General features: G+C 68.4%; 21 protein-coding genes. 18 read left to right on the top strand and 3 right to left on the bottom strand.

The window, feature by feature from the left end; genetic code table 11:
- Positions 1-272: 272 nt before the first annotated feature.
- From murB to MT490_RS15930, 6 genes are all read left to right on the top strand, one after another.
- Positions 273-1175 carry a UDP-N-acetylmuramate dehydrogenase gene (gene murB / locus MT490_RS15905; protein ID WP_297389848.1) on the top strand — a complete coding sequence of 301 codons (903 nt, stop codon included), beginning with the start codon at positions 273-275 and terminating at the stop codon, positions 1173-1175.
- A gap of 139 nt (positions 1176-1314) precedes the next feature.
- The gene (locus MT490_RS15910) at positions 1315-2238 is read left to right on the top strand and encodes a D-alanine--D-alanine ligase (protein ID WP_297389851.1); all 924 of its coding nucleotides are present in this window, start codon (positions 1315-1317) and stop codon (positions 2236-2238) included.
- Entirely contained in the window at positions 2235-3137 is a 903-nt protein-coding gene (locus tag MT490_RS15915) for a cell division protein FtsQ/DivIB (RefSeq protein WP_297389854.1), read from the top strand. The genes MT490_RS15910 and MT490_RS15915 overlap by 4 nt, the downstream gene beginning before the upstream one ends.
- A 3-nt stretch (positions 3138-3140) precedes the next feature.
- Positions 3141-4403 carry a cell division protein FtsA gene (gene ftsA / locus MT490_RS15920; RefSeq protein ID WP_297389857.1) on the top strand — a complete coding sequence of 421 codons (1263 nt, stop codon included), beginning with the start codon at positions 3141-3143 and terminating at the stop codon, positions 4401-4403.
- A gap of 111 nt (positions 4404-4514) precedes the next feature.
- Positions 4515-5999 carry a cell division protein FtsZ gene (gene ftsZ, locus MT490_RS15925; RefSeq protein WP_297389860.1) on the top strand — a complete coding sequence of 495 codons (1485 nt, stop codon included), beginning with the start codon at positions 4515-4517 and terminating at the stop codon, positions 5997-5999.
- 90 nt (positions 6000-6089) lie between these two features.
- Positions 6090-7979 (top strand): SPOR domain-containing protein, encoded by a 1890-nt coding sequence (locus MT490_RS15930; protein ID WP_297389862.1) that lies wholly within the window; start codon positions 6090-6092, stop codon positions 7977-7979.
- A gap of 12 nt (positions 7980-7991) precedes the next feature.
- On the opposite strand, the gene MT490_RS15935 is transcribed toward MT490_RS15930, so the two are convergent.
- The gene (locus tag MT490_RS15935) at positions 7992-9200 is read right to left on the bottom strand and encodes a serine hydrolase domain-containing protein (RefSeq protein ID WP_297389864.1); all 1209 of its coding nucleotides are present in this window, start codon (positions 9198-9200) and stop codon (positions 7992-7994) included.
- 91 nt (positions 9201-9291) lie between these two features.
- Here MT490_RS15935 and MT490_RS15940 point away from each other — a divergent pair, with 91 nt between their 5' ends.
- Complete coding sequence (locus MT490_RS15940) at positions 9292-10458, top strand: deoxyguanosinetriphosphate triphosphohydrolase (RefSeq protein WP_297389867.1); 1167 nt, start codon at positions 9292-9294, stop codon at positions 10456-10458.
- A gap of 50 nt (positions 10459-10508) precedes the next feature.
- On the opposite strand, the gene MT490_RS15945 is transcribed toward MT490_RS15940, so the two are convergent.
- Positions 10509-10781 (bottom strand): hypothetical protein, encoded by a 273-nt coding sequence (locus tag MT490_RS15945; protein ID WP_297389869.1) that lies wholly within the window; start codon positions 10779-10781, stop codon positions 10509-10511.
- A 220-nt stretch (positions 10782-11001) separates the two neighbouring features.
- Here MT490_RS15945 and MT490_RS15950 point away from each other — a divergent pair, with 220 nt between their 5' ends.
- From MT490_RS15950 to tatC, 11 genes are all read left to right on the top strand, one after another.
- Positions 11002-12483, top strand: coding sequence for a DUF1800 domain-containing protein (locus MT490_RS15950; protein ID WP_297389872.1), 1482 nt, complete (start codon positions 11002-11004; stop codon positions 12481-12483).
- A gap of 3 nt (positions 12484-12486) precedes the next feature.
- Positions 12487-13638 (top strand): DUF1501 domain-containing protein, encoded by a 1152-nt coding sequence (locus tag MT490_RS15955; RefSeq protein WP_297389875.1) that lies wholly within the window; start codon positions 12487-12489, stop codon positions 13636-13638.
- A 580-nt stretch (positions 13639-14218) separates the two neighbouring features.
- Positions 14219-14926, top strand: coding sequence for a DNA helicase (locus MT490_RS15960; protein WP_297389878.1), 708 nt, complete (start codon positions 14219-14221; stop codon positions 14924-14926).
- Positions 14927-15104: 178 nt separating this feature from the next.
- Positions 15105-16829: an arginine--tRNA ligase gene (gene argS, locus MT490_RS15965; RefSeq protein WP_297389881.1), complete on the top strand. Its 1725-nt coding sequence runs from the start codon at positions 15105-15107 to the stop codon at positions 16827-16829.
- Positions 16829-17554 (top strand): SPOR domain-containing protein, encoded by a 726-nt coding sequence (locus tag MT490_RS15970; RefSeq protein WP_297389884.1) that lies wholly within the window; start codon positions 16829-16831, stop codon positions 17552-17554. Before argS ends, MT490_RS15970 begins: the two co-directional genes overlap by 1 nt.
- Before the next feature lie 145 nt (positions 17555-17699).
- The gene (nagZ, locus tag MT490_RS15975; RefSeq protein ID WP_297389887.1) at positions 17700-18707 is read left to right on the top strand and encodes a beta-N-acetylhexosaminidase; all 1008 of its coding nucleotides are present in this window, start codon (positions 17700-17702) and stop codon (positions 18705-18707) included.
- 152 nt (positions 18708-18859) lie between these two features.
- Positions 18860-19597, top strand: coding sequence for a ScpA family protein (locus MT490_RS15980; RefSeq protein WP_297389890.1), 738 nt, complete (start codon positions 18860-18862; stop codon positions 19595-19597).
- Positions 19594-20172 (top strand): SMC-Scp complex subunit ScpB, encoded by a 579-nt coding sequence (gene scpB, locus MT490_RS15985; protein WP_297389893.1) that lies wholly within the window; start codon positions 19594-19596, stop codon positions 20170-20172. Before MT490_RS15980 ends, scpB begins: the two co-directional genes overlap by 4 nt.
- Before the next feature lie 92 nt (positions 20173-20264).
- Positions 20265-20510, top strand: a complete 246-nt coding sequence (locus MT490_RS15990) for a twin-arginine translocase TatA/TatE family subunit (RefSeq protein ID WP_297389896.1) — start codon at positions 20265-20267, stop codon at positions 20508-20510.
- Between the two features lie 62 nt (positions 20511-20572).
- On the top strand, positions 20573-20989 hold the full coding sequence (tatB, locus tag MT490_RS15995) for a Sec-independent protein translocase protein TatB (RefSeq protein WP_297389901.1): 417 nt from the start codon (positions 20573-20575) through the stop codon (positions 20987-20989).
- Positions 20986-21753: a twin-arginine translocase subunit TatC gene (tatC, locus tag MT490_RS16000; protein WP_297389903.1), complete on the top strand. Its 768-nt coding sequence runs from the start codon at positions 20986-20988 to the stop codon at positions 21751-21753. The genes tatB and tatC overlap by 4 nt, the downstream gene beginning before the upstream one ends.
- Before the next feature lie 53 nt (positions 21754-21806).
- On the opposite strand, the gene MT490_RS16005 is transcribed toward tatC, so the two are convergent.
- A complete protein-coding gene (locus MT490_RS16005) occupies positions 21807-21941 on the bottom strand; it encodes an entericidin EcnA/B family protein (RefSeq protein WP_297389906.1) in 135 nt (44 codons plus the stop codon).
- Positions 21942-22112: the final 171 nt, after the last annotated feature.

A 22112-nucleotide genomic window follows, 5' to 3' on the forward strand; every position in this document is an offset into this window, starting at 1 on the left:
GATCCTCCGCGCGCAGAAGGCGGCCGAGGCGAACCTCGCGGCGTGGAAGCAATGGACGAAGCTGTGGGGATGGAAGTGAGCGTCTGCGTCTCTCTTAGCCCCTCCCCTTCAGGGGAGGATCAATCGGGTCGAAATGCCCCCCGGGCATTTCTGAAGCAGGCCGGGGGCCTGCTTCACCCGATTGATGGGGTGGGGCCTCGCCGTCTCACCGAGACCGATGGTCCGTGGACAGGCCCCACCCCAACCCCTCCCCTGAAGGGGAGGGGCTTTCGATGAGCCAGGTCTGCTACGCGCTTCCTCCTGTCCGCGGAAAACTGACTCACGGCGCGCCGCTCGCGCCTTTGGTGTGGTTCAAGAGCGGCGGCGCGGCGGAATGGCTGTTCGAGCCGGCGGATGTCGAGGATCTCAGCGCTTTCCTCTTCGCGCTCGATCCCGCCGTACCGGTGATGGGATTGGGGCTGGGCTCGAACATGATCGTCCGCGACGGCGGCGTGCCGGGCGTCGTGGTGCGGCTGGGCAAGCCTTTCGCGACGGTCGAGCAACTCGATGCGACCACGCTCAAATGCGGCGGCGGCGCGTCGGGCATCCTCGTTTCGTCCAAGGCGCGCGACGCGGGGATCGGCGGCGTCGAGTTCCTGCGTTCGATCCCGGGTACCGTCGGCGGGTTCGTGCGGATGAACGGCGGCGCCTATGGCCGCGAGACCAGCGACGTGCTGGTCGAGTGCGAGGTCGTGCTGCGCTCCGGCGAGCGGAAGACCCTCTCGCTGGCGGAGCTCGGCTACACCTATCGGCACAGCGAGCTTCCCGGCGGCGCGATCGTGGTGAGCGCGACTTTCCGTGGGCATGCCGGCGATCCGGCCGCCATCCAGACCGAGATGGACCGCATAGCCGCCGCGCGCGAGGAATCGCAGCCGCTGCGCTCCAAGACCGGGGGATCGACCTTCAAGAATCCGGAAGGGCACAAGGCCTGGGCGCTGATCGATGCGGCGGGTTGCCGCGGATTGCGGCGGGGCGATGCGCAGGTCAGCGAAAAACACTGCAATTTCCTGCTCAATCTGGGCAATGCTTCCTCGGCCGACATCGAGGCGCTGGGCGAGGACGTCCGCGCGAAGGTGAAGGCGCAGTCTGGCGTCGAGCTGGAGTGGGAAATCCAGCGTATCGGGGTGAACAAGTGAGTGTTGAGCTGAAATCCTCCCCCGCCAGGGGGAGGTGGCACGCGCAGCGTGACGGAGGGGGAGGACTCCCAACGATCGTTTGTGCTTCCGCCCCCTCCGTCGCCTTCGGCGCCACCTCCCCCTTGCGGGGGAGGATTGCATGAGCGGCAAGTTGCACATCGCCGTCCTCATGGGCGGGTGGTCCGCCGAGCGCGAGGTTTCGCTGATGTCGGGGAACGGCGTCGCGGATGCTCTCGAGAGCCTGGGCCACCGCGTCAGTCGCGTCGACATGACGCGCGACGTCGCGATCAAGCTCGCCGAGCTCAAGCCCGATCTCGTGTTCAACGCGCTCCACGGCACCCCCGGCGAGGACGGGACGGTGCAGGGCACGCTCGACCTGATGGGGCTGAAATACACGCATTCGGGCCTCGTCACGTCGGTGATCGCGATCGACAAGCAGCTCACCAAGCAGGCGCTGGTGCCGCACGGCATTCCGATGCCCGGCGGGCGGATGGTGCGCAGCGAGGAACTGTACGAGCGCGACCCGCTGCCGCGGCCCTATGTGCTCAAGCCGGTCAACGAAGGCTCGTCGGTGGGCGTGGCGATCGTCACCGCGGAGGGGAATTACGGCGATCCGATCGCGTGCGATGCCAAGGGGCCGTGGCAGGAGTTCGACGACCTGCTCGCCGAGCCCTTCATCCGCGGGCGCGAGCTGACCACCGCGGTGCTCGGCGACCAGGCCCTGGGCGTGACCGAATTGAAGCCCAAGAGCGGCTTCTACGACTATGACGCCAAGTACACCGACGGGCTGACCGAGCATGTTTTCCCGGCCGACATTCCCGAGGAAGTCGCCGATGCGTGCAAGCGCATCGCGCTCGACGCGCATCGGCTGCTCGGCTGCAAGGGTTGCTCGCGCTCGGACTTCCGCTGGGACGACAGCCAGGGCGCCGACGGGCTGTTCCTGCTCGAGGTCAACACCCAGCCGGGGATGACGCCGCTCAGCCTCGTGCCCGAGCAAGCGCGCCATCTCGGCATCTCCTATGCTGAGCTGGTCCAGCGCATCGTCGACGAGGCGCTCGCTTGAGCCGCAGGCCCGCCCAGCGCACCGCCACGCGGCGGGGTGCGGCGCCCAACAAGCGCAAGGCGAATGCGCGCCGGCCCAAGCGGCCCGGCCTGCTCGACCAGGCGGTCGCCGCGCTGCCGTTCAGCCAGGCGACGCTGACCCGGATCGCGACGTGGAGCATCGTGACCGCCGTGGGCGCGGCCGCGCTGGGCGTGGCGACCTGGTTCGGCGTGCCGGCGATGGCGGGTGTCGCGATCGCCAATGTCGTGGGCGAGGCGGGGCTCAAGGTCGACGAGATCCAGATCGACGGCATCAAGCGCATGGACAAGATGACGGTCTATGCGCAGGCGCTCGACCAGGATTCCCGCGCGATGCCGCTGGTCGATCTCGCCCTGGTCCGCGAGCGGCTGCTCAAATATCCCTGGGTCAAGGATGCGCGCGTTTCGCGCCGGCTGCCCAACACGCTGCGCATCTTCATCATCGAGCGCGAGCCCGCGGCGATCTGGCAGAGCCACGGCCAATTGATGCTCGTCGACACCACCGGCGTGCCGCTCGAGCCCGTATCGACCGACGCGATGCCCGACCTGCCATTGCTGGTCGGCGAGGGCGCCAATGCGCAGGAGCCCGCGCGGCGCAGGCTGCTCGACGGGGCGCCGGCGCTCAGGCCCCTGGTCAAGGCGGCGACCTGGATCGGCAATCGCCGCTGGGACCTGACCTTCAGCAGCGGCGAGAAGCTCCAGCTGCCCGAAGGGGAGGAAGAGGCGGCTAAGTCCTTACGCAAATTCGCAGAGTTGGATGCGGCGCAGGGTCTGCTACGTAAGGGAACAATACGCTTCGACATGCGCGTCCCCGGGAATATGGTGATGCAGCGGCCGTTGGGGCAGACGGCGACGACGACGAGCGTTGGGACAGGGGACTAGACGATGGCCAAGACAGTAGCCGAAGGGTTGATCACGGCGCTCGACGTCGGGTCGTCCAAGGTCTCGGCGCTGATCGCGCAGCGGATGGACGACGGCCATCTCGTCGTGCTCGGCACCGGCCAGCGCGAGAGCCGCGGCGTCAAGCGCGGCTATGTCGCCGACATGCACGCCACCGAGCTCGCGATCCGCGAGGCGGTGGAGCAGGCCGAGCGCATCGCCGGCACCAATATCGAGGACGTCTGGGTCAGCTTCTCGGCGGGCGGGCTGCTCTCCGACGTGGTCAAGCTCGAGGCCGATCTGGGCGGCCACCGCGTCGAGCAGGCGGATATCGACGAACTGCTCAAGGCGGGGCGCGACGCGATCGATCCGCAGGGCAAGATGGTGCTCCACGCCCAGCCGACCTGCTACACGATCGACGGTCTCGCCGGCGTCAAACGTCCCCTGGGTCTCCACGCCGACCGGCTCGGCATCGACATCCATGTCGTCTCGACCGAAGGCTCGCCGGTGCGCAACCTCGATCTGTGCGTCCGCTCGGCGCATCTCGAGGTCCGCTCGATCATTGCCGCACCCGTGGCCACCGGGCTTGCCTGCCTCACCGACGAGGAGCGCGAGCTGGGTGTCGCTTTGGTCGAGATCGGTGCGGGGGTGACCAACGTCTCGGTGTTCGCGGGCGGCGTGCTCGCCGGGCTCGCCTCGATCCCGATGGGCTCGGCCGACATCACCGACGACATCGCCTCGGCCTTCGGCACCGCGCGCAACTGGGCCGAGCGGACGAAGTGCTTCCACGGCTCGGCGAACCTCAGCCCACGCGACAATCACGAGATGATCGACGTCCAGCCGGCGATCCCCGACGACGGCGCAGAGGGGCCGCGCATCACGAAGGCGCAGCTCAACGCGACGATCCGCCAGCGATTGGAGCGGCTGATGGCCGAGATCCAGAAGGAGCTGCGGAAGCTCGGCTTCCAGGATCCGATCGGGCGTCAGATCGTGCTCACCGGCGGCGGCGCCGAATTGAAGGGCATCGCGGACTATGCCCAGCAGGCGCTCGGCAACGCGGTCCGCGTCGGCCGGCCCAAGGGGCTGATCGCGCTTCCGGAAGCGCATGCCGGACCCGCCTTCGCCACGCTCGCGGGGCTTGCCCGCTTCGCCGCTGCCGATCCGATCGACCTGCGCGCGCTCGAGCCCGCCGGTCATCAGATGGTCACCAAGGCCAGCCCGGGCGCGGTTCTTCAGCGCCTCATGGCTGCGTTTCGGTCCAATTATTAAAGAAATACGACCGGCAGGTCTGTTTCCACTAGAGTCGTTCGGGCCCTTGGTGCATCACAGGGTCAATGGGTGCCGCTCCAGCGCGATGTCGGCGCCAGGGGAGATTATGGAATGAGCATCGAATTTCTTCCGGCTGACGTCGACGAGCTGACGCCAAAGATCACGGTGATCGGCGTCGGCGGTGCCGGCGGCAATGCGATCGCGAACATGATCCGCGCCGATGTGCTGGGGGTCGAGTTCCTCGTCGCCAACACCGACGCGCAGGCGCTCAAGCAGTCGTCGGCCGGGCATCGCATCCAGCTGGGCGCGAAGATCACGCAAGGGCTGGGCGCAGGCTCGCGGCCCGAGATCGGCCGCGCCGCCGCCGAGGAGACGATCGACCAGGTCCAAAAGGCGCTCGAGGGCGCGCATATGTGCTTCATCGCCGCCGGCATGGGCGGGGGCACCGGCACCGGCGCCGCGCCGGTGATTGCCAAGGCCGCGCGCGACATGGGCATCCTGACCGTCGGCGTCGTCACCAAGCCCTTCGCCTTTGAAGGCCGCCGCCGCGCGCAATCGGCGGAAGCGGGCATCGAAGAGCTTCAGAAGTATGTCGACACGCTCATCGTCATCCCCAACCAGAATCTGTTCCTGATCGCCAACGCCAACACGACGTTCAAGCAGGCGTTCGAGATGGCCGACGAGGTGCTCCAGCAGGGCGTGCGCGGGATCACCGACCTGATGGTGATGCCGGGCCTCATCAACCTCGACTTCGCCGACGTCCGTTCGGTGATGCAGGAGATGGGCAAGGCGATGATGGGCACCGGCGAGGCGGACGGCGACGACCGCGCGCTGATCGCGGCGCAGAAGGCGATCGCCAACCCGCTGCTCGACGGCGTCTCGATGAACGGCGCCAAGGGCGTGATCGTCTCGATCACCGGCGGCGAGGACATGCGCCTGCTGGAGGTCGACGAGGCGGCGAACCATATCCGCGAGCTGGTCGATCCCGACGCGAACATCATCTGGGGCTCGGCGTTCAATCCGGACCTCGAGGGCAAGATCCGCGTGTCGGTCGTCGCGACCGGCATCGACGCCGATGCGCAGGCGCGCGTCGCCCCGGCGGCCGAGCAGCCGCGCGTCTTCTCCTTCTCGACCCCACGCCGTAGCGCCGCGGCAGCTGCCGCCGAGCCCGTCGCGGCCGAGCCGGCGCCGGAGCCGGGCTTCTCCGAACCCGCTTATGCGGCGGAGCCGCCGCAGGAGCCGGAGGCCGACGAGCTCGTCCTCGAGGCGCCCGAGGGGTTCGAGCCCGAGGCCCAGCCCGAGCCGGTGAGCTATGACGATGCCGACGATTCCGACGAGCTGCTGCTCGGCGAGCCGCTCGAGGAGCCGGTGGCGGAGGAAGAGCCCGCACCCGCACCCGAGCTGACCAGCCGTCGCCGTTGGCTGACCGGCGCCAGCGACGAGGAGCCCGCGCCCGAGGCCAAGCCGGCCGGGCGGCGCGCCGGCGGCACGCTGTTCGAGCGCATGGCCTCGCGCGGTGCCTCCAAGGCCGCGGACGAGGACGACAAGGATCCGCTCGACATTCCGCGGTTCCTGCGCAGCCAGAACAACCAGTAAGGCGTTCGTCGCCGGCGGATCTCGCTTCGGCGAGCCGCCGGCGACGCGTCATTGGCGGTTCAGCCAATGCCGTGTCTGGCTGATCGCTCGATGAAGCAAATTCGGTTCCTGCATCCAATTGCCCTGGCGCTCCTGCTCGCCATGGGCGCCTTGCCGGTGCGCGCCCAGACCGGGATGATCCAGCAGATCAATCCCGATGCCGACCGCCTCGCGCAGGAGATGCGCGTGCTCGCGGCAGACCCGCGCAACGTGCGGGCGCTGCTCGAGGCGGGGGCGCTGAGCGCCCGGCTCGGCGATACCGCCGCGTCGCTCGCCTTCTTCGCGCGCGCCGAGGCGATCGATCCGACCAACCCGCGCATCTTCGCCGGGCGCGGCGCGGCGCTGGTCCGGATGGAGCGGCCGGGCGAGGCGCTGCGGCTGTTCCAGACAGCGGAGGCGCGCGGACTGCTGGTGCGCGAATATGCCGCCGATCGCGGCCTTGCCTACGACCTGCTCGGCCAGCCGCTGCTCGCCCAGGCGGACTATAAGCTCGCGCTGCAGGCCGGGTACGAGGACGAGACGGTGCGCCGCTATGCGCTGTCGCTCGGCATCACCGGCAATGTCGAGGAGGCGATGCGCCTGCTCGATCCCCTGCTCCGCAAGACCGATCGTGCGGCGTGGCGCGCGCGCGCCTTCGTCCTTGCGATGAATGGAGACGTCGCCGGCGCAGAGCGGATCGCGGGGAGCATGATGCCGGGCAACATGGGATCGTCGCTCGCGCCCTTCTTCCGGCGCCTCGCCAATCTCGGCCCCGCCGACCGCGCCTTCGCGGTGCATTTCGGCCAGATCTCGCCCACTGCCGCGCGGCTGGCCGATGCGCGCCTGGCGCCGCCGCTCCCGCGCTATGTGCCGCCGGGCCGCCCGGTGCAGCTGGCGCAGGCGCAACCGCAGCCACAGCCAGCCCGCGCGCCGATCGTCGGGAACGCATCGAGGGAAGCGAGCCGGCAGCCACGCCGTGGCCAGGAGCGCGGCCTTCTTCCTGCTGCTCGAGTCACCGCGCCGGTGCAGACCGCCACGGCCGCGCCGTTGCCCGGGCCGCCGGTGGTGCCGCGGCAGGAGGCGCCGATAGTCCAGCCGCTGCCCGTGCCGCGCGCCGAGGAGATCGACGCGCCGGTGCGAGACGTCGCCGCCGTCCAGCCGGCGCAGCCCGAGACGCCGGCCGTTGGCCAAACCGAGCGGGCGACCGTCTCCGCGAACGATTCCGTTCCGAACAGCGCGCCGCAACCTGCGGCTTCGACCCCTGCGCCGGCCCCGGCGCCGACCGGTCTCGCCGCCACGCCGGAACGTCCTCCCGTCGAGGCGCTGCCCGCCAGCGCGCGTCCGGCGGCGGGTGGCCCGGAGGCGCCGGTAGCGGCGGCACGATCCGAGCCGGCACCGCCGGGCCCAGCGCGCGTCGGCCAGGAGGATTCGGTGCTCGCGGCCATCGTCAGGGGGATCACTATCCCCGCCGAGGAGCTTCAGGTCGTGACCGCGGTGCCGATCGATCCGGTGCCCGAGCCGGTGCGCATCGCAGCCGCCGCGCCCGAGACTGCGCGCCCGGTGCCGAAGCCCGAGGCTGCCAAGCCGCCGCCTCCCAAGCCGGTGGCGAAGGCAAAGCCCGAGACTGCCAAGCCCGATCCCAAGGCGAAGAAGCCCGACCCCAAGGCCAAGGATCCCGCCAGGGCCGAGCCGGCGCGCGTCTGGGTGCAGGTCGCAGGCGGCGCGAACGTGGCGAGCCTGCCCAAGGCGTGGAAGGCGGTCGTCGCCAAGGCGCCCGCGGCGTTCCGCGGCAAATCGGGCTGGTGGACGCCGCTCCGCGCCACCAATCGCGTGCTGGCGGGGCCGTTCAAGACCGCGGCCGAGGCGCAGGCCTTCGTCAACGCCCTCCGCAAGTCGGACGTGTCGGGATTCGTGTTCACCAGCGAGGCCGGCCAGAAGGTGACGAAACTGGCCGCCGACTGATCGCCCGACCCGTCAGCTTCCCGGCGTGCCCAGCGCCTTGCACAGGCCATCGGTCGCGAGTGCGATGCGTGACTCGGCGGTGGTGCGGTTCGAGCGATTGTTCTCCACTCCGCGGGTCTCTGTGTTGAAGGCGAGCAGGCTGCCCATGCGCTGATCGGGGCAGAGGCTCAGATAGGCGCGAAAGCCGTTCTGATCGCCGTTATGGCCGATGATGCGGATTCCCTCATTCTGGTCGATGAAGAAGGATAGTCCGCTCCGGGTCGTCGCCGCCATCCGGCCCTGGGTGAAGTCCTCGCCCGCGGCGATCTGCGGCTGCCACATCTCTTCGAGCGACGATCGCTTGAGGACAAGGTCATATTCGGCCCGGCGCTGCGGATCGCCGAGCAAGAAGGCCGCATATTTCGCCATGTCCGGCAGCGGCGCGTTGAGCCCGCCGTTCGACACCGTCACCCCGGTGTCGACGTCGAACGGAGCCGCGGTCCGCTTGCCATCGCGAATGTAATAACTGTGCGAACGATGCGGGAGCAGATGCGGCGGCGTGCGGTCGAAATAGCTTGCGTGCATGCCGAGCGGCTTCAGGATGTTCTTGTCGACATAGACTTCGAAATCCTCACCGGAGAGCCGCTCGATCACCTGGCCGAGATAGACGATGCCGGGATTGGAGTAGCTGAACCGGGTTCCGGGCCGGAACTGGACCTCGGTATAGGGGAGCATCGCCGCCAGCTGCGACCAGCTCTTGGGCTCGAACGGCTGCCAGTCGCGGTCCCGCCAGCGCCAGGTCGCTCCGCCGAAGCCGGCGCTGTGGCTCATCAGCTGGCGCAGCGTGATCGCGCTCGTGTCGCCGAAGGGATTATGCACCGCGGCCAGCTCGGGCACGTAGCGGAGGATCGGATCGTCGAGCTTCAGCAAGCCGCGATCGCGCAGCTGCATGATGGCGATCCCCGTCATCGTCTTGGTGATCGACGCCCAATGGTAGATCGTCCGCGCGTCCACGGGCACGTTCGTACCCGCATCCTGCTGCCCGATATGGTCCGCCACAAGGGTGCGGCCGTCGCGCACGACGTAGAAGCTGCTCCCGACAATGCCCGCTCGCCGGATCTCGGCACGATGGAGTTCGCGAAAGCCGGCCAGCGCCTGCTCGAAGGCGCGCTCGTCCGCCCATGCCGGGCTGGCGACCTGCGACGATGCGAGCAGGAGCCAGGCAGCGAGGCGACGGGGCATGGGGATCTTCCTTGTCTTGGGAAACGGTCGCCGATCTTGCGTGGCGTGGAAGCCTTCGACAAGCGCCGCCTGACTCGCTAGTGGGCTCCGCGTGAGAGCGATTTCCGCCTGGGCCTGCACACCGGAACAGAGCCGCGGCCGCCTCCACGAAGAACAAAGCGGGACTGTCCGCGGGCCGCGCGACGCCTTCCAGCGTGATCGCGACCGGATCATCCATTCGATCAGCTTCCGGCGGCTGCGGCACAAGACCCAGGTCTTCATGGCGCCCGACGGCGACCATTTCCGCGTGCGGCTCACCCATAGCCTCGAAGTCGCGCAGATCGGCCGGACGATCGCGCGCACGCTCGGGCTCAACGAGGACCTGACCGAGGCGCTCTGCCTGGCGCACGATATCGGCCATCCGCCCTTCGGCCATGCCGGCGAGGACGCGCTGGAGGCGGCGCTGGGCGGGAAGGGCGGGTTCGATCACAACGGCCACACCCTGCGCACGCTGACCGAGCTCGAGCGGCCCTATCCGGCGTGGTACGGGCTCAACCTGACCTGGGAGACGCTGGAGGGACTCGCCAAGCATAACGGTCCGATCGCCGGGCCCGAATGGGCGCTCGCCGCCGCGGATGCGCAATTCCCGCTCGAGTTGGAGCGCTGGCCCTCGCTCGAGGCGCAGGTCGCCGCGCTTGCCGACGACATTGCCTATGACAATCACGACATCGACGACGGCCTGCGCGCCGGGCTGCTGAGCCTCGACCAACTGATGCAGGTGCCGATGATCGCCGAGGGGTGGCACGGGGTCGAGGCGAAGTTCCCCGGCGTGCCGGCGCGGCGGCTGGTGGGCGAGCTGATCCGTGCGCAGATCGGCGAGATGGTCAACGACCTGATCGCCACGACGCGCAGGCAGTTGGGCGAGACCGGGATCGAGACTGCGGAGGAGGTGCGGGCGGCGGGCCGCTGCCTCGTCACCTTCTCGGAGGAGATGCGCGAGGCGGAGCGCGGGCTCAAGCGCTTCATGTACGCCAATCTCTACCACCATCCGAACCAGCTCGCCGCGGCGGAGGCGGCGCATGGCGTGGTGGCGGGGCTGTTCGCGGCCTATGCCGCGGATCCGGCGTTGATGCCGGCGGAGTGGCGGGAGGCCTTGCCGGCCGAGGAACCGTGGCGGAGCCGGCACATCGCCGACTTCATCGCGGGGATGACCGATCGCTATGCGATTGCGCGCTATCGCGAGGTCGTCGGCAGGATCGAGTTGCCCGACGGCTTCTGAGAGGAAAGGGCCTCCGCTTTCGCGAAGGCCCTTCCAGAATGCAGTTCGGTTCAGCGCTGCGCGAGCAGGATCGCCGCTTCGCGCTTCGGGGCGCGGAACGAGACGCGGGTGCCGCCGGCATAGCCGTTGACCCAGTCGCCCTTGACGACGAAGCGGAACTTGCCGCCCTTCGAAGCCGTGCCCTCGAGGACGACCGCATCGCCCTGGGTCTTGGAGGTATAGGCATAGGTGACGCCTTCGTGCGTGAAGACGCGCTCCTTGGCGGTGGCGGGAGCGGCAAAGGCGATTGCAGCGGCGGCGGTAGCGATAAGAAGCTTGGTCACGATCTTTCTCCTTCAGATTACTCGAAAGAGCCAGACCGGCATCCCTGTTACGTCTTGTTCTGTTCTCGAAACCAAAATGCTGCATCGCAACAAGGTCGGCAATCGCAAAGCACGTCCAGGGCGGTTGCAGTCCGTGCAAGAATCGCGGCGAACCGTGCGAGCGACAAACTTCTGCGACAAGCCGGGTGTATTTGTCGGACAGGCAGTCAGGGGTGATCGCATGGCCAGGGCAAGCATCGCGCTCAATCGGTTCGGCCTGGGTGGGCGCCCGGGGGACACGCCGGGCGCGGATCCGGCGCGCTGGGTGCTTGGGCAGCTCGATCGCTATGAGGCCAGGCCGGCGGCGATCGCCGCGCTGGCGCCGAGCAGCCGGATCGCCGGCGAGCTCACCGAATATCTGCGCGAGGTCCGCATGCTCCAGCGCGAGAAGCGCAGGAACGCCGCCCCGCAACCCGAGATGGAGACCGAGCCCGCGATGCGCGGCTCGGCGATGCAGTCCGAAGCCCAGGACAAGGCCGACGATCCCGTCGCGCAGGCGCGCCGCTTCGCGCGGCTGCAGGGACGCGACCATTATGCCGGCGCGGTCTCGGCGCGGGCGCTCGTCGCGCTCAACTCCCCGGCGCCGTTCGTCGAGCGGCTGGTGCATTTCTGGGCCAACCATTTCGCGGTGTCGGCGGACAAATTGACGATGGTCGGACTCGCCGGCAGCCTCGAGTTCGAGGCGGTGCGGCCGCACGTGCTCGGCAAGTTCGGCGACATGCTCCACGCGGTCGAGCGCCATCCAGCGATGCTGATCTATCTCGACCAGGCGCAGTCGGTGGGGCCGAACAGCCCCTTCGGCCAGGCAGGCGGGCGCCGCGGGCAGAAAGCGGGGCTCAACGAGAATCTCGCGCGCGAAATCTTCGAGCTGCACACGCTGGGCGTGCGCACCGGCTACAGCCAGGCCGACGTCACCGAATTCGCGCGGGCGATGACCGGGTGGACCGTCGCCGGGCTGGGGCGCGGACGCGGGCCTGCTTATGCCGGCGACGAGGGGCAGGTGGGGAGCTTCGTGTTCGCGCCGCGGCTGCACGAGCCCGGTACGCGGACGATCCTCGGCAGGAACTGGGCGCAGCAGGGCGAAGCGCAGGCCGCGTCGGTGCTCGACATGCTCGCGGCGCATCCCGCCACCGCGAAGCACATCGCCACCAAGCTCGCGCGGCATTTCGCGGGCGACGAGCCGCCGTCGGCCTTGGTGGGCAGGCTCGAGATGGCGTTCCTGAAGTCGGGCGGCGACCTGCCGACGGTCTATCGCGCCCTGGTCGAGGCGCCCGAATGCTGGGTGGCGCAGCCGGTCAAGTTCAAGTCCCCCTGGGAGTGGACGATCTCCGCACTGCGGGGCCTGGGCGCGCAGCAGCTGCCGCCGATGGCGATGAACGGGCTGATGACCCAGCTCGGCCAGCCGGTGTGGAAACCGGGTTCGCCCGCCGGATGGGACGATGTCGCGGCGAGTTGGGCAGGACCTGACGCGGTGATGCGCCGGGTCGAGGCGGCCGAGCGGCTGGCGCAGCGCACCCGCGACACCGTCGACGCCCGCCAGCGCGCCGCCGAGCTGTTTCCCGATGCGCTGAGCGAGAGCACGACGCAGTCGATCGCGCGGGCCGAGAGCCCGGGGCAGGGCGTCGCGCTGATGCTCGTTGCCCCCGAATTCATGCGGAGATAGCAGATGATCACGCGTCGCAACTTCGTCGCGCTCGGCGCCTCCGCGGTCCTGACCTCCGCCTTCGGGGCGCGGATGGCGCTTGCGAGGGCGGCCACCGAGCGCCGTTTCGTGTTCATCATCCAGCGCGGCGCCGCCGACGGGCTGGGGACGCTCGCGCCGATCGGCGACCCCGCCTTTGCGGGGCAGCGCGGGGCGCTGGCGCAGGACTTCGCGACTGCGCCCAAGCTCGATTCCATGTTCGCGCTGCACCCGGCGATGACCAACACGCTCGGGCTCTGGCAGGCCAAGCAGGCCCTGTTCGTCCATGCCGTCGCCTCGCCCTATCGCGAGCGCTCGCATTTCGACGGGCAGAACGTGCTCGAGACCGGCGGCAGCGCGGCCTATGCGCTCAAGGACGGCTGGCTCAACCGGCTGCTCTCGCTGCTTCCCGCCGACGACAAGGCGATCGCGCTCGCCGCTACGATCCCGATGGCGCTGCGCGGCGCGGTCGAGGTGGCGAGCTATGCGCCGTCGGCGCTGCCCGACGCGTCGGACGATCTGATCGCGCGCGTCTCGGCGATGTACCGCGACGATCCCCAGCTCCACGCGATCTGGGAGCAGGCGACGGCGACGCGGATGCTGACCAGCGATCTCGCCGCCGACAATGGCCGCAACGCTGCCGCTACCGGCGCGCTCGCGGCCAAGCTGCTCACGGCCGAGGGCGGCGCGCGGATCGCGATGATCGAGACCGGCGGCTGGGACACCCATGCCCAGCAGCGCGGCCGGCTGACCGGGCAGCTCAAGGGACTCGACGCGATGATCGGCGCGATCCGGCAGGGGCTGGGTCCGCTCTGGGCGGACACGATGGTGGTGGTGGCCACCGAATTCGGCCGCACGGTGAAGGTCAACGGCACGCAGGGGACCGATCACGGTACTGGCTCGCTGGCGATGCTGATGGGCGGCGCGGTCAATGGCGGGCGCGTGGTCGCCGACTGGCCGGGACTGGGCGATGCGGCGCTGTACGAGGGACGGGACCTGAAGCCGACCATGGGGCTCGACACGCTGATCAACAGCGCGGTCGCCTCGCATTTCGACCTGGTGCCGACGCGGTCGGCGGCGAAGCTCTTCCCCGACATGAAGAGTGCGGGCGTGCTGAAGGATCTGGTGCGCGCCTGAGTCGTGTCGGCGAGGCGCGCTGCCTGATTGACTCCGCTTGACCCCAAAACGTGTTTTTGCGCGGAAGCGGCGAGTTCGCGCCCGGCAAGCGCCGTCGACGCGGCGGAGACGCGACACTTGCGCGTCGAAGGCGCACCATCGACGCCACACGGACGCTCCACGTGCGCGGCGCCGACGCGACACCTGCGCGGCATCCACGCCGCAGCGACGCGGCACCTAAGCGCCAAGGGGGCGACACCGGCGCGCCTGTGCCGGGGTCGGCTTGCGATCTGATGCGATCGGCGGGGGATTCGTCCTTTGGGCACGGTTCGAACGAAAGCAGAACAAATCCTACTTTTCCAGAGAATCCGCGATGTCGGCTTCCGCCCCAAGGTTGGACGCTCACGCGATCCTAGGAGAGGGCCGCCTGGAGGCTTGCTCGGACCGCGGCTCCGCTATAGCTTCCGGAACAGGCTTGGCCCGCGCCTCCCCCCTCCATTGGGGAAGTATCGCACATACGGGGTGACTAGGTTCATCGGACCATCTGTTCGAGCGTTCGCATAAGGAGGGGTTGCGTTTCCGGCTCGGAATGGAGGTTACGATGCGCCTATCCGCACCGATCCATCAACTAAAGCGTCGGGCCAGATTGTTGGCGCGCAGCGAAAAAATTCCCCTGCATGAAGCGCAGGATCGGATCGCACGCGAGGAAGGCTTTGGCGCGTGGAGCGCGTTGTCGGCCCGTATGGCGGCGAGCTCGCCGGCATCCGCATTGCTGCCGAGGCTTGCCGAAGGCGATACGCTTCTGATCGGTGCTCGTCCGGGGCAAGGCAAAACCCTGATGGGCTTGCAGCTTTTGCTTGATGCTGCCCGTGACGGAAGACGAGCGGTCTTCTTCACGCTGGAGTATACCGATCAGGAGGTGACGCAGCGCATCCAATCGCTCGGCAATCGGCCAGTCAAATACGCGCCCGAGATCGTGACGTCGGGCGACATAAGCGCCGATTTCATGGTGCGATATCTCTCCGGCGCACCCCGAGGCACCGTGGCCGTCGTCGACTATCTGCAAATCCTGGATCAGCGGAGAAGCAAGCCGTCGCTTTCGGAGCAGATGCGGACGTTGCACAGCTTTGCTCGAGAGACTGGGATCATCCTTGGCTTCATTTCGCAGATCGACCGCGATTTCGACTCCGAGCGCCGTCCTTTGCCTGGTCTCGATGACGTTCGGCTTCCCAATCCGATACCGGCAGGCGTGTTCTCGAAGACCTTTTTCCTGCATGCCGGCAAAACGCGGTTTCAGCATGTGGGCTAGCCGCTCCGGCGCGGCGGCTTGAATACGTAGCGGTCGCCCGAGCCGATGCATCGAAGCGCCGCTTTTCACCAATAGCCGCCGCCCGCGACCCACGACCCCAATCCCCCGCCCGCGCGCCGATTGTCCCCGCGCGGCCCATCCGCTAAGGCGCCGGCTTCCGTTCACTGTTGGAACCGCGATGACTCTCTACGTCCGTTTTGCCGCGCACCTTGATGCTGCCCTCGACGCGCTTGTCGCCGCCGGCGACCTGCCTGCCGGGCTGGAGCGACGCGCGGTGACGGTCGAACCGCCGCGCGATACGAGCCATGGCGATCTCGCGACCAATGCGGCGATGGTGCTCGCCAAGCCGGCGGGGACCAATCCGCGTGCGCTGGCCGAGAAGATCGCGGCGGAGCTGGAGAAGCTCGACGCGGTCGCCGCGGTGTCGGTCGCGGGGCCGGGCTTCATCAACCTGACGCTCACCGACGACACCTGGCGCGGCGAGCTCGACGAGATCCTGAAGAGCGAAGGCGATTACGGCCGCTCGACGATCGGCGCGGGGACGACGGTCAATGTCGAGTACGTCTCGGCCAACCCCACGGGCCCGATGCATATGGGGCATTGCCGCGGCGCGGTGGTGGGCGACGCGCTGGCGAGCCTGCTCGAATATGTCGGGCACAAGGTGGTCCGCGAATATTATGTCAACGATGCGGGCGGGCAGGTCGATGTGCTCGCGCGCTCGGCGCACCTGCGCTACCGCGAGGCGCTGGGCGAGACGATCGAGATTCCCGAGGGCCTCTATCCGGGCGAATATCTGAAGCCGGTGGGCGAGAAGCTCGCCGCCGAGCACAAGGACGCGTTCGTCGGCAAGCCCGAGGCGGAATGGCTCGCGCTGTTCCGCAAGGAAGCGGTCGCCTCGATGCTGGTGATGATCAAGGCCGATCTCGCCCTGCTCGGCATCCATCATGACCTGTTCTCGTCCGAGGCCGAACTGCAGGCGGCGGGCAAGCCCGAGGCCGCCGAGGCGTGGCTGCGCGAGCGCGACCTCGTTTATGACGGCGTGCTCGAGGCGCCCAAGGGCGAGACCCCCGAGGATTGGGAGCCGGTCGAGCTGCCCTTGTTCCGCTCGACGCAGTTCGGCGACGATCAGGACCGGCCGATCAAGAAGTCGAACGGCAGCTGGACCTATTTCGGCGCCGACCTCGCTTATCATTTCCAGAAGGCGCAGGCGGCCGACCAGCTCATCGACATCTGGGGCGCCGACCATGCCGGCACGGTCAAGCGGATCGTCGCGGCGGTGCAGGCGCTGACCGGGGGCAAGACGCGGTTCGACGTCAAACTGGTGCAGATGGTGCGGCTGCTGCGCGCGGGCGAGCCGGTGAAGATGTCCAAGCGTTCCGGCAACTTCGTGACGCTTGCTGACGTTGTGAATGAAGTCGGCAAGGACGTGGTCCGCTTCACCATGCTGACCCGCAAGGCCGATGCGCAGATGGACTTCGACTTCGCCAAGGTGGTCGAGGCATCGAAGGACAATCCGGTCTTCTATGTGAACTATGCCCATGCCCGGATCGCCTCGCTCCACCGCCGCGCGGCCGAGGCGGGAATCGAGTGCCCGAGCGCCGATCTGTCCCTGCTTGATACGGATGAGCTGGCGCTGGTGAAGCTCGCCGCGCAGTTCCCGCGCGTCGTCGAGGGCGCGGCGCTGGCGCGGGAGCCGCACAGAATTGCGTTCTATCTCTATGACTTGTCGGCGGCTCTCCATGCACTGTGGAATGTCGGCAACGACCGCCCCGAGCGCCGCTTCCTGCAGCCCGATCAGCCCGGGCTGACCTGCGCGCGGCTTTTCTTGGCGCGCGGCGTGGGACAGATTATCCGTAACGGATTGGGCCTCATGGGTGTCGAGGCGGTCCAGGAGATGCATTGATGAGCCTGCGCACGGGCCAGGACTATGACGAGCAGGATCGCCTGCCCTGGCTGGAGACGGCCGAGGAGGACTATCCGCGGGACCATTCGGTCGCGCGCTTCATGCTCCTCGCGGTGCTGGCGCTCGCGGTCGTGGGTTTCGTGGCGGTCGGCTATCTCTGGTACCAGCGCTCGCAGACGGTGAGCGGCGGCAATGGCGAGCTGATCAAGGCCCCGGCGGGCGATTACAAGGTCAAGCCCGACGAGCCCGGCGGGATGAAGGCGGAAGGCGAGGGCGACACCGTCTTCGCGACCAGCCAGGGTGCGGCGAGCAATTCGAGCATCAATGTCGGCGCGCTGCCCGAGGCCCCGGTGGAAGGCACGCGCGCGGCGGTTCCGGGCAGCAACGTGCCGGGGACCAAGAACGTCAAGCTCGCGATTCCCGGGCCCACGATCGTGGGGCCGAACGCGTCGGCAGCGGGAACGCGGCCCGCGGCGGCGCGACCGGGCTCGGGTTCGCTGATCCAGCTCGGAGCCTTCCCGAACGAAGCGGGCGCCAATGTCGCCTGGGCGCGGCTGTCGAAGCGGTTCGCCTATCTCGCGCCGCTCGGCAAATCGGTCGAGCGCGGCGAGGCAAACGGCAACGCGGTCTGGCGGCTGCGGGTCAACGCGGGCAGCAATCCGCAGGCGCGCGAGCTTTGCGGGCGGCTGAAGGTCGCAGGCGAGAACTGCTTCATCGCGAACTAAATCCTCTCCCGGAGGGAGAGGGGGACCAGCGAAGCTGGTGGAGAGGTAGTCTCCTCGAGCGAGATGCGTTGATGCGTGGCGAATACCCCTCCACCGCTTCGCGGTCCCCCTCCCCCTCCGGGGGAGGATTGCGTAAAGGGCAAGCATGAAACCCGTCATCTTCGGCGTCTCCGGCCATGCACTGACCGCGGACGAGCGTGCTTTTTTCCGGGATGCCGACCCGCTCGGCTATATCCTGTTCAAGCGCAATTGCGGCGACGTCGCGCAGATGAAGGCGCTGACCGACAGCCTGCGCGACCTCTCCGGGCGCGAGGACCTGCCGATTTTGATCGATCAGGAGGGCGGCCGGGTGTCGCGGATGGTGCCGCCCGAATGGCCGGCTTTCCCCGCCGGTGCGGCGTTCGACGCGCTCTACGAACTCGCGCCGATCTCGGCGATCGAGGCGGCGCGGGCCAATGCGCAGGCGCTGGCGATGATGCTGGTCGAGGTCGGCGTGAATGTGAACTGCGCGCCCTTGCTCGACGTGCGCCAGGCCGACGTGACGCCGGCGATCGGCGACCGCGCGTTCGGCGGCGATCCGATGCGGGTGGCGGCCTTGGGGCAGGCGATGCTCGAAGGCATGCGGCGCGGCGGGGTGGTGGGCGTGGTCAAGCACATGCCCGGGCATGGCCGCGCTTTGGTCGACAGCCATTACGACCTGCCGCACGTCAAGGCGGACGCGGCAGCGCTGGAACTGGATCTGGAGCCCTTCACGCGCCTCGCCGACGCGCCGATGGGGATGACGTGCCACGTCGTGTTCGAGGCATGGGATGCGGAGCGGCCGGCGACGCTCTCGCCCAGGGTGATCGATGAGATCATCCGCGGGCGTATCGGGTTCGACGGGCTGCTGATGACCGACGATATCGACATGAAGGCGCTGTCGGGCACCGCGGGCGAGAAGGCGGCGCAGGCGCTCGCCGCGGGGTGCGACGTGGTGCTCGATTGCTGGGCACGGATGGACGAGATGGTCGAGATTGCCGGGCGGATCGGGGAGGCGACGCCGGAGTGCGTCGCGCGGCTGGCGCGCGCGATGGCGACGGTTGCGGATGAGGTGGAGGCGGCGGACTTCGGGGCGCTGATCGCCAAGCGGGACGAACTGCTGGCGTTGGTTTGAAATCCTCCCCCGCCAGGGGGAGGTGGCGCGCTTTGCGCGACGGAGGGGGAGGAAGCACGCCGGCAAGTGAGTCGCCATCCTCCCCCTCCGTCAGCCTTCGGCTGCCACCTCCCCCTTGCGGGGGAGGATAATAGGCTGCTTAACTCGCCGCAATGAGCGACGCCGATCCCTCCGACACACTCAAGATCGACATCGAGGGCTGGGAGGGCCCGCTCGACCTGCTGCTCGCGCTTGCGCGCAACCAGAAGGTCGATCTGCGGCAGATCTCGATCCTCCAGCTGGTCGAGCAATATCTGGCGTTCGTGAACCAGGCGCGCGAGCTACGGCTCGAGTTGGCCGCCGATTATCTCGTGATGGCGGCGTGGCTCGCCTATCTCAAGTCGGCGCTGCTGCTGCCGCGCAATCCCGAGGAGTCGCCCAGCCCCGAGGAGCTGGCGCTGCGGCTCCAGCTGCGGCTCGAGCGGCTGAACGCGATGCGCGAGGCGGGCGCGCGGCTGGTGGCGCGCGATCGGCTGGGGCGCGACGTCTTCCTGCGCGGGTGCCCGGAGGGACTGCGCGTCGTCCGCAAGGGACGCTACGAGGCCGAGATCTACGACCTGATCGCCGCCTATGGCCGGATCAGTGCGCGGACGCGGCCGGTGATGCACGTCGTGGCGCAGCGCGACGTGATGACGCTCGAGGAAGCGATCGACCGCGTGTCGGCCCTGATCGGCGCGCGGATCGAGTGGAGCACGATCGAGAGCTTCCTGCCCGAAGGCGCGAGCGGCACCTATCGCAAGTCGGCGCTGGCCTCGTCCTTCGTCGCCGCGCTCGAGCTGGCGCGGCAGGGGCGGCTCGAGCTGCGGCAGAAATCGGCGTTCGCGCCGCTCTATCTGAAGGCAAGCGCATGATCCGCCAAGACGATCTCGGCCGCGCCGTGGAGGCGGTGCTGTTCGCGTCGGAGCATCCGATGACAGTCGACGAGATCAAGGCGCATGTCGGCGCCGAGGCCGATGTGCGCGGGGCGCTGGCGGGGCTCGAGGCGCTCTATGCCGGGCGCGGGATCGAACTGGTCCGGCGCGGCGAGCGCTGGCATTTCCAGACCGCCGCCGATCTCGCGCATCTGCTGCGGCGCGACCGTGAGGAAAGCAGGAAGCTCAGCCGCGCGGGGATCGAGACGCTGGCGATCATCGCCTATCACGAGCCGGTGACGCGCGCCGAGATCGAGGCGATCCGCGGCGTGCAGATCTCCAAGGGGACGATCGACGTGCTGATGGAGGCGGGCTGGGTGCGCCCCGCCGGGCGCCGCGAAGTGCCCGGGCGGCCGCTCACTTATGCGACCACTGCCGGGTTCCTCAGCCAGTTCGGACTCGCCAGCCGGCGCGACCTGCCGGGGATCGACGATCTCAAGGCGGCGGGGCTGCTCGACCCGGTCGACCTCGCTTTCGAGGCCGAGACGAGCGAAACTGTCATTGAAGACGAATAGGGCTCGCCAACCGATTCTTCGGCGGCTTTCCCAGAGCCGTTGCCCCGGGCGCGCACCGCGCCTAGATAGACCCCGATACGAGGAGATTTCCCATGGGTAGCATGAGCCTGATGCACTGGCTGATCGTCGGTGTGCTGGTGATTCTTTTGTTCGGCGGCAGCCGTTTCTCCAACATGATGGGCGACGTCGCGAAGGGCATCAAGCAGTTCAAGAAGGGCATGGCCGAAGACGAGGAGGCGGAGACGCCTGCCAAGCCGACACGGATCGAAGGCAAGCCTTCGCCCACGCCCGAGGCGAGCTTCCAGGCCGAAGCCGAGCGCACCCGCGAAGAGCGCTGAGCTCCGATCCCTTCCACCGTTGATCCGCGCGGCCTTTTGACGCGCGCCCGAGGCAGTGCCGAATGTTAGACGTAGCGCCGACCGAGTTGCTGCTTGTGGCCGTGGTGGCGCTGCTGGTGATCGGACCCAAGGACCTGCCCAAGGCGATGCGTTTCGTCGGCAAATGGGTGGGCAAGGCGCGCGGCGTCGCGCGCCAGTTCCGCTCGGGCTTCGACACGATGATCCGCGAGTCCGAGCTTGCCGAGATGGAGAAGCAATGGGCGGCGGAGAATGAGCGCATCATGCGCGAGCATCCGCCCACGCCGTCGCTTCCCGCGCCCCAGCCCGAACATTTCGCCGAGCCGGCTGTGGATTCCGATCCGGTCATGGTCGAGCAGCCCATGCTGCTGCCGGAGGACGGAGGCGAGGCTGCGCCCAAGCCCAAGCCGAAGCGCGTCCGCAAGCCCAGGGCCGCTACTCCCGACGAGCCCCAATCGTGAACGAGATCGACGACACCCAGGCGCCGCTGCTCGACCATCTGATCGAGCTCAGGCGCCGCCTCCTCTGGTCGCTGGCGGCGCTGGTGGTGGCCTTCGCCGGCTGCCTCTATTTCGCGCGCCCGATCCTGGGGTTCCTCGTCGCGCCGCTCAAGGCGGCAGGGCAGGTGACGATCATCAACACCGCAGTGACCGGCGGGTTCATCGTCGAGCTCAAGGTCGCGTTCTTCGCGGCGCTGATGATCGCGTTCCCGGTGATCGCGAACCAATTGTGGCAGTTCGTCGCGCCCGGACTCTACCGCAAGGAAAAGCGGGCGTTGCTGCCGTTCCTGCTCGCCACTCCGGTGTTGTTCATCGCCGGGGCGTGCATGGCGTATTTCATCGCCATCCCGGTGGCGCTCAAGTTCCTGCTCGGCTTCCAGGGCGAGCTGGCCGGCGGCGTGCAGCAACAGGCGCTGCCGGAAGTGAACGAGTATCTGAAGTTCGTGATGCAGTTCATCTTCGGCTTCGGGCTGTCGTTCCTGCTGCCGGTGCTGCTGATGCTGCTCGAGCATGCGGGGATCGTCACCTACGAGCAATTGAAGGGCGCATGGCGCTATGCGGTGGTCGGGGCGTTCGCCTTGTCGGCCGTGCTGACCCCGCCCGACGTGGGATCGCAGTTGCTGCTCGCGGTGCCGCTGGTCGGGCTCTATTTCCTCGCGCTGATCGCGATCTGGTTCACGCGGCGGCGGCGCGAGCGCGCAGTCGAGAGCGAGCCGGCTTCCTGATACGAAAAACCCCTCCCGAGCGGGAGGGGTTTCCTGAAAACCGGCGGGACGACTTATTTGTTGTCGTCGGCGGCGTCGGCGACCGTGTCGCCGGCGGATGCCACGTCGCGGCCGACACCTTCGATGGTGTTGCAGGCCGAGACCAGGATCGCGCCGGCAAGCGCGGCACAGGTGAAAATCTTACGCATCGAAACTCTCCAACTTGCGCATTGGGTGCAGGGAAGAAATGCCCGAGCATCGGAAATCGTTCCGCTTCAGGCACGAAGTGACGGCCGAGCGGTGCGCAAATTCCGATGTTCCCAGAAAATGTTAGGCCCGGAAGCGTCACCGGGGGGGGGGAGGGTTGACGCTTCCGGGCC

This window comes from Sphingomonas sp. (assembly GCF_026460985.1).
Lineage (GTDB): Bacteria > Pseudomonadota > Alphaproteobacteria > Sphingomonadales > Sphingomonadaceae > Sphingomonas.

What these genes read in the sequence shown, in the direction of transcription:
- tatB (WP_297389901.1), top strand. Translation starts at nt 20,573, where the DNA reads ATGTTAGACGTAGCGCCGACCGAGTTGCTGCTTGTGGCCGTGGTGGCG.
- MT490_RS15960 (WP_297389878.1), top strand. Translation starts at nt 14,219, where the DNA reads ATGCGCCTATCCGCACCGATCCATCAACTAAAGCGTCGGGCCAGATTG.
- MT490_RS15955 (WP_297389875.1), top strand. Translation starts at nt 12,487, where the DNA reads ATGATCACGCGTCGCAACTTCGTCGCGCTCGGCGCCTCCGCGGTCCTG.
- ftsZ (WP_297389860.1), top strand. Translation starts at nt 4,515, where the DNA reads ATGAGCATCGAATTTCTTCCGGCTGACGTCGACGAGCTGACGCCAAAG.
- MT490_RS15950 (WP_297389872.1), top strand. Translation starts at nt 11,002, where the DNA reads ATGGCCAGGGCAAGCATCGCGCTCAATCGGTTCGGCCTGGGTGGGCGC.
- nagZ (WP_297389887.1), top strand. Translation starts at nt 17,700, where the DNA reads ATGAAACCCGTCATCTTCGGCGTCTCCGGCCATGCACTGACCGCGGAC.
- MT490_RS15935 (WP_297389864.1), bottom strand. Translation starts at nt 9,200, where the DNA reads ATGCCCCGTCGCCTCGCTGCCTGGCTCCTGCTCGCATCGTCGCAGGTC.
- argS (WP_297389881.1), top strand. Translation starts at nt 15,105, where the DNA reads ATGACTCTCTACGTCCGTTTTGCCGCGCACCTTGATGCTGCCCTCGAC.
- MT490_RS15970 (WP_297389884.1), top strand. Translation starts at nt 16,829, where the DNA reads ATGAGCCTGCGCACGGGCCAGGACTATGACGAGCAGGATCGCCTGCCC.
- MT490_RS15990 (WP_297389896.1), top strand. Translation starts at nt 20,265, where the DNA reads ATGGGTAGCATGAGCCTGATGCACTGGCTGATCGTCGGTGTGCTGGTG.
- murB (WP_297389848.1), top strand. Translation starts at nt 273, where the DNA reads ATGAGCCAGGTCTGCTACGCGCTTCCTCCTGTCCGCGGAAAACTGACT.
- MT490_RS15910 (WP_297389851.1), top strand. Translation starts at nt 1,315, where the DNA reads ATGAGCGGCAAGTTGCACATCGCCGTCCTCATGGGCGGGTGGTCCGCC.
- MT490_RS16005 (WP_297389906.1), bottom strand. Translation starts at nt 21,941, where the DNA reads ATGCGTAAGATTTTCACCTGTGCCGCGCTTGCCGGCGCGATCCTGGTC.
- scpB (WP_297389893.1), top strand. Translation starts at nt 19,594, where the DNA reads ATGATCCGCCAAGACGATCTCGGCCGCGCCGTGGAGGCGGTGCTGTTC.
- ftsA (WP_297389857.1), top strand. Translation starts at nt 3,141, where the DNA reads ATGGCCAAGACAGTAGCCGAAGGGTTGATCACGGCGCTCGACGTCGGG.
- MT490_RS15930 (WP_297389862.1), top strand. Translation starts at nt 6,090, where the DNA reads ATGAAGCAAATTCGGTTCCTGCATCCAATTGCCCTGGCGCTCCTGCTC.
- MT490_RS15980 (WP_297389890.1), top strand. Translation starts at nt 18,860, where the DNA reads ATGAGCGACGCCGATCCCTCCGACACACTCAAGATCGACATCGAGGGC.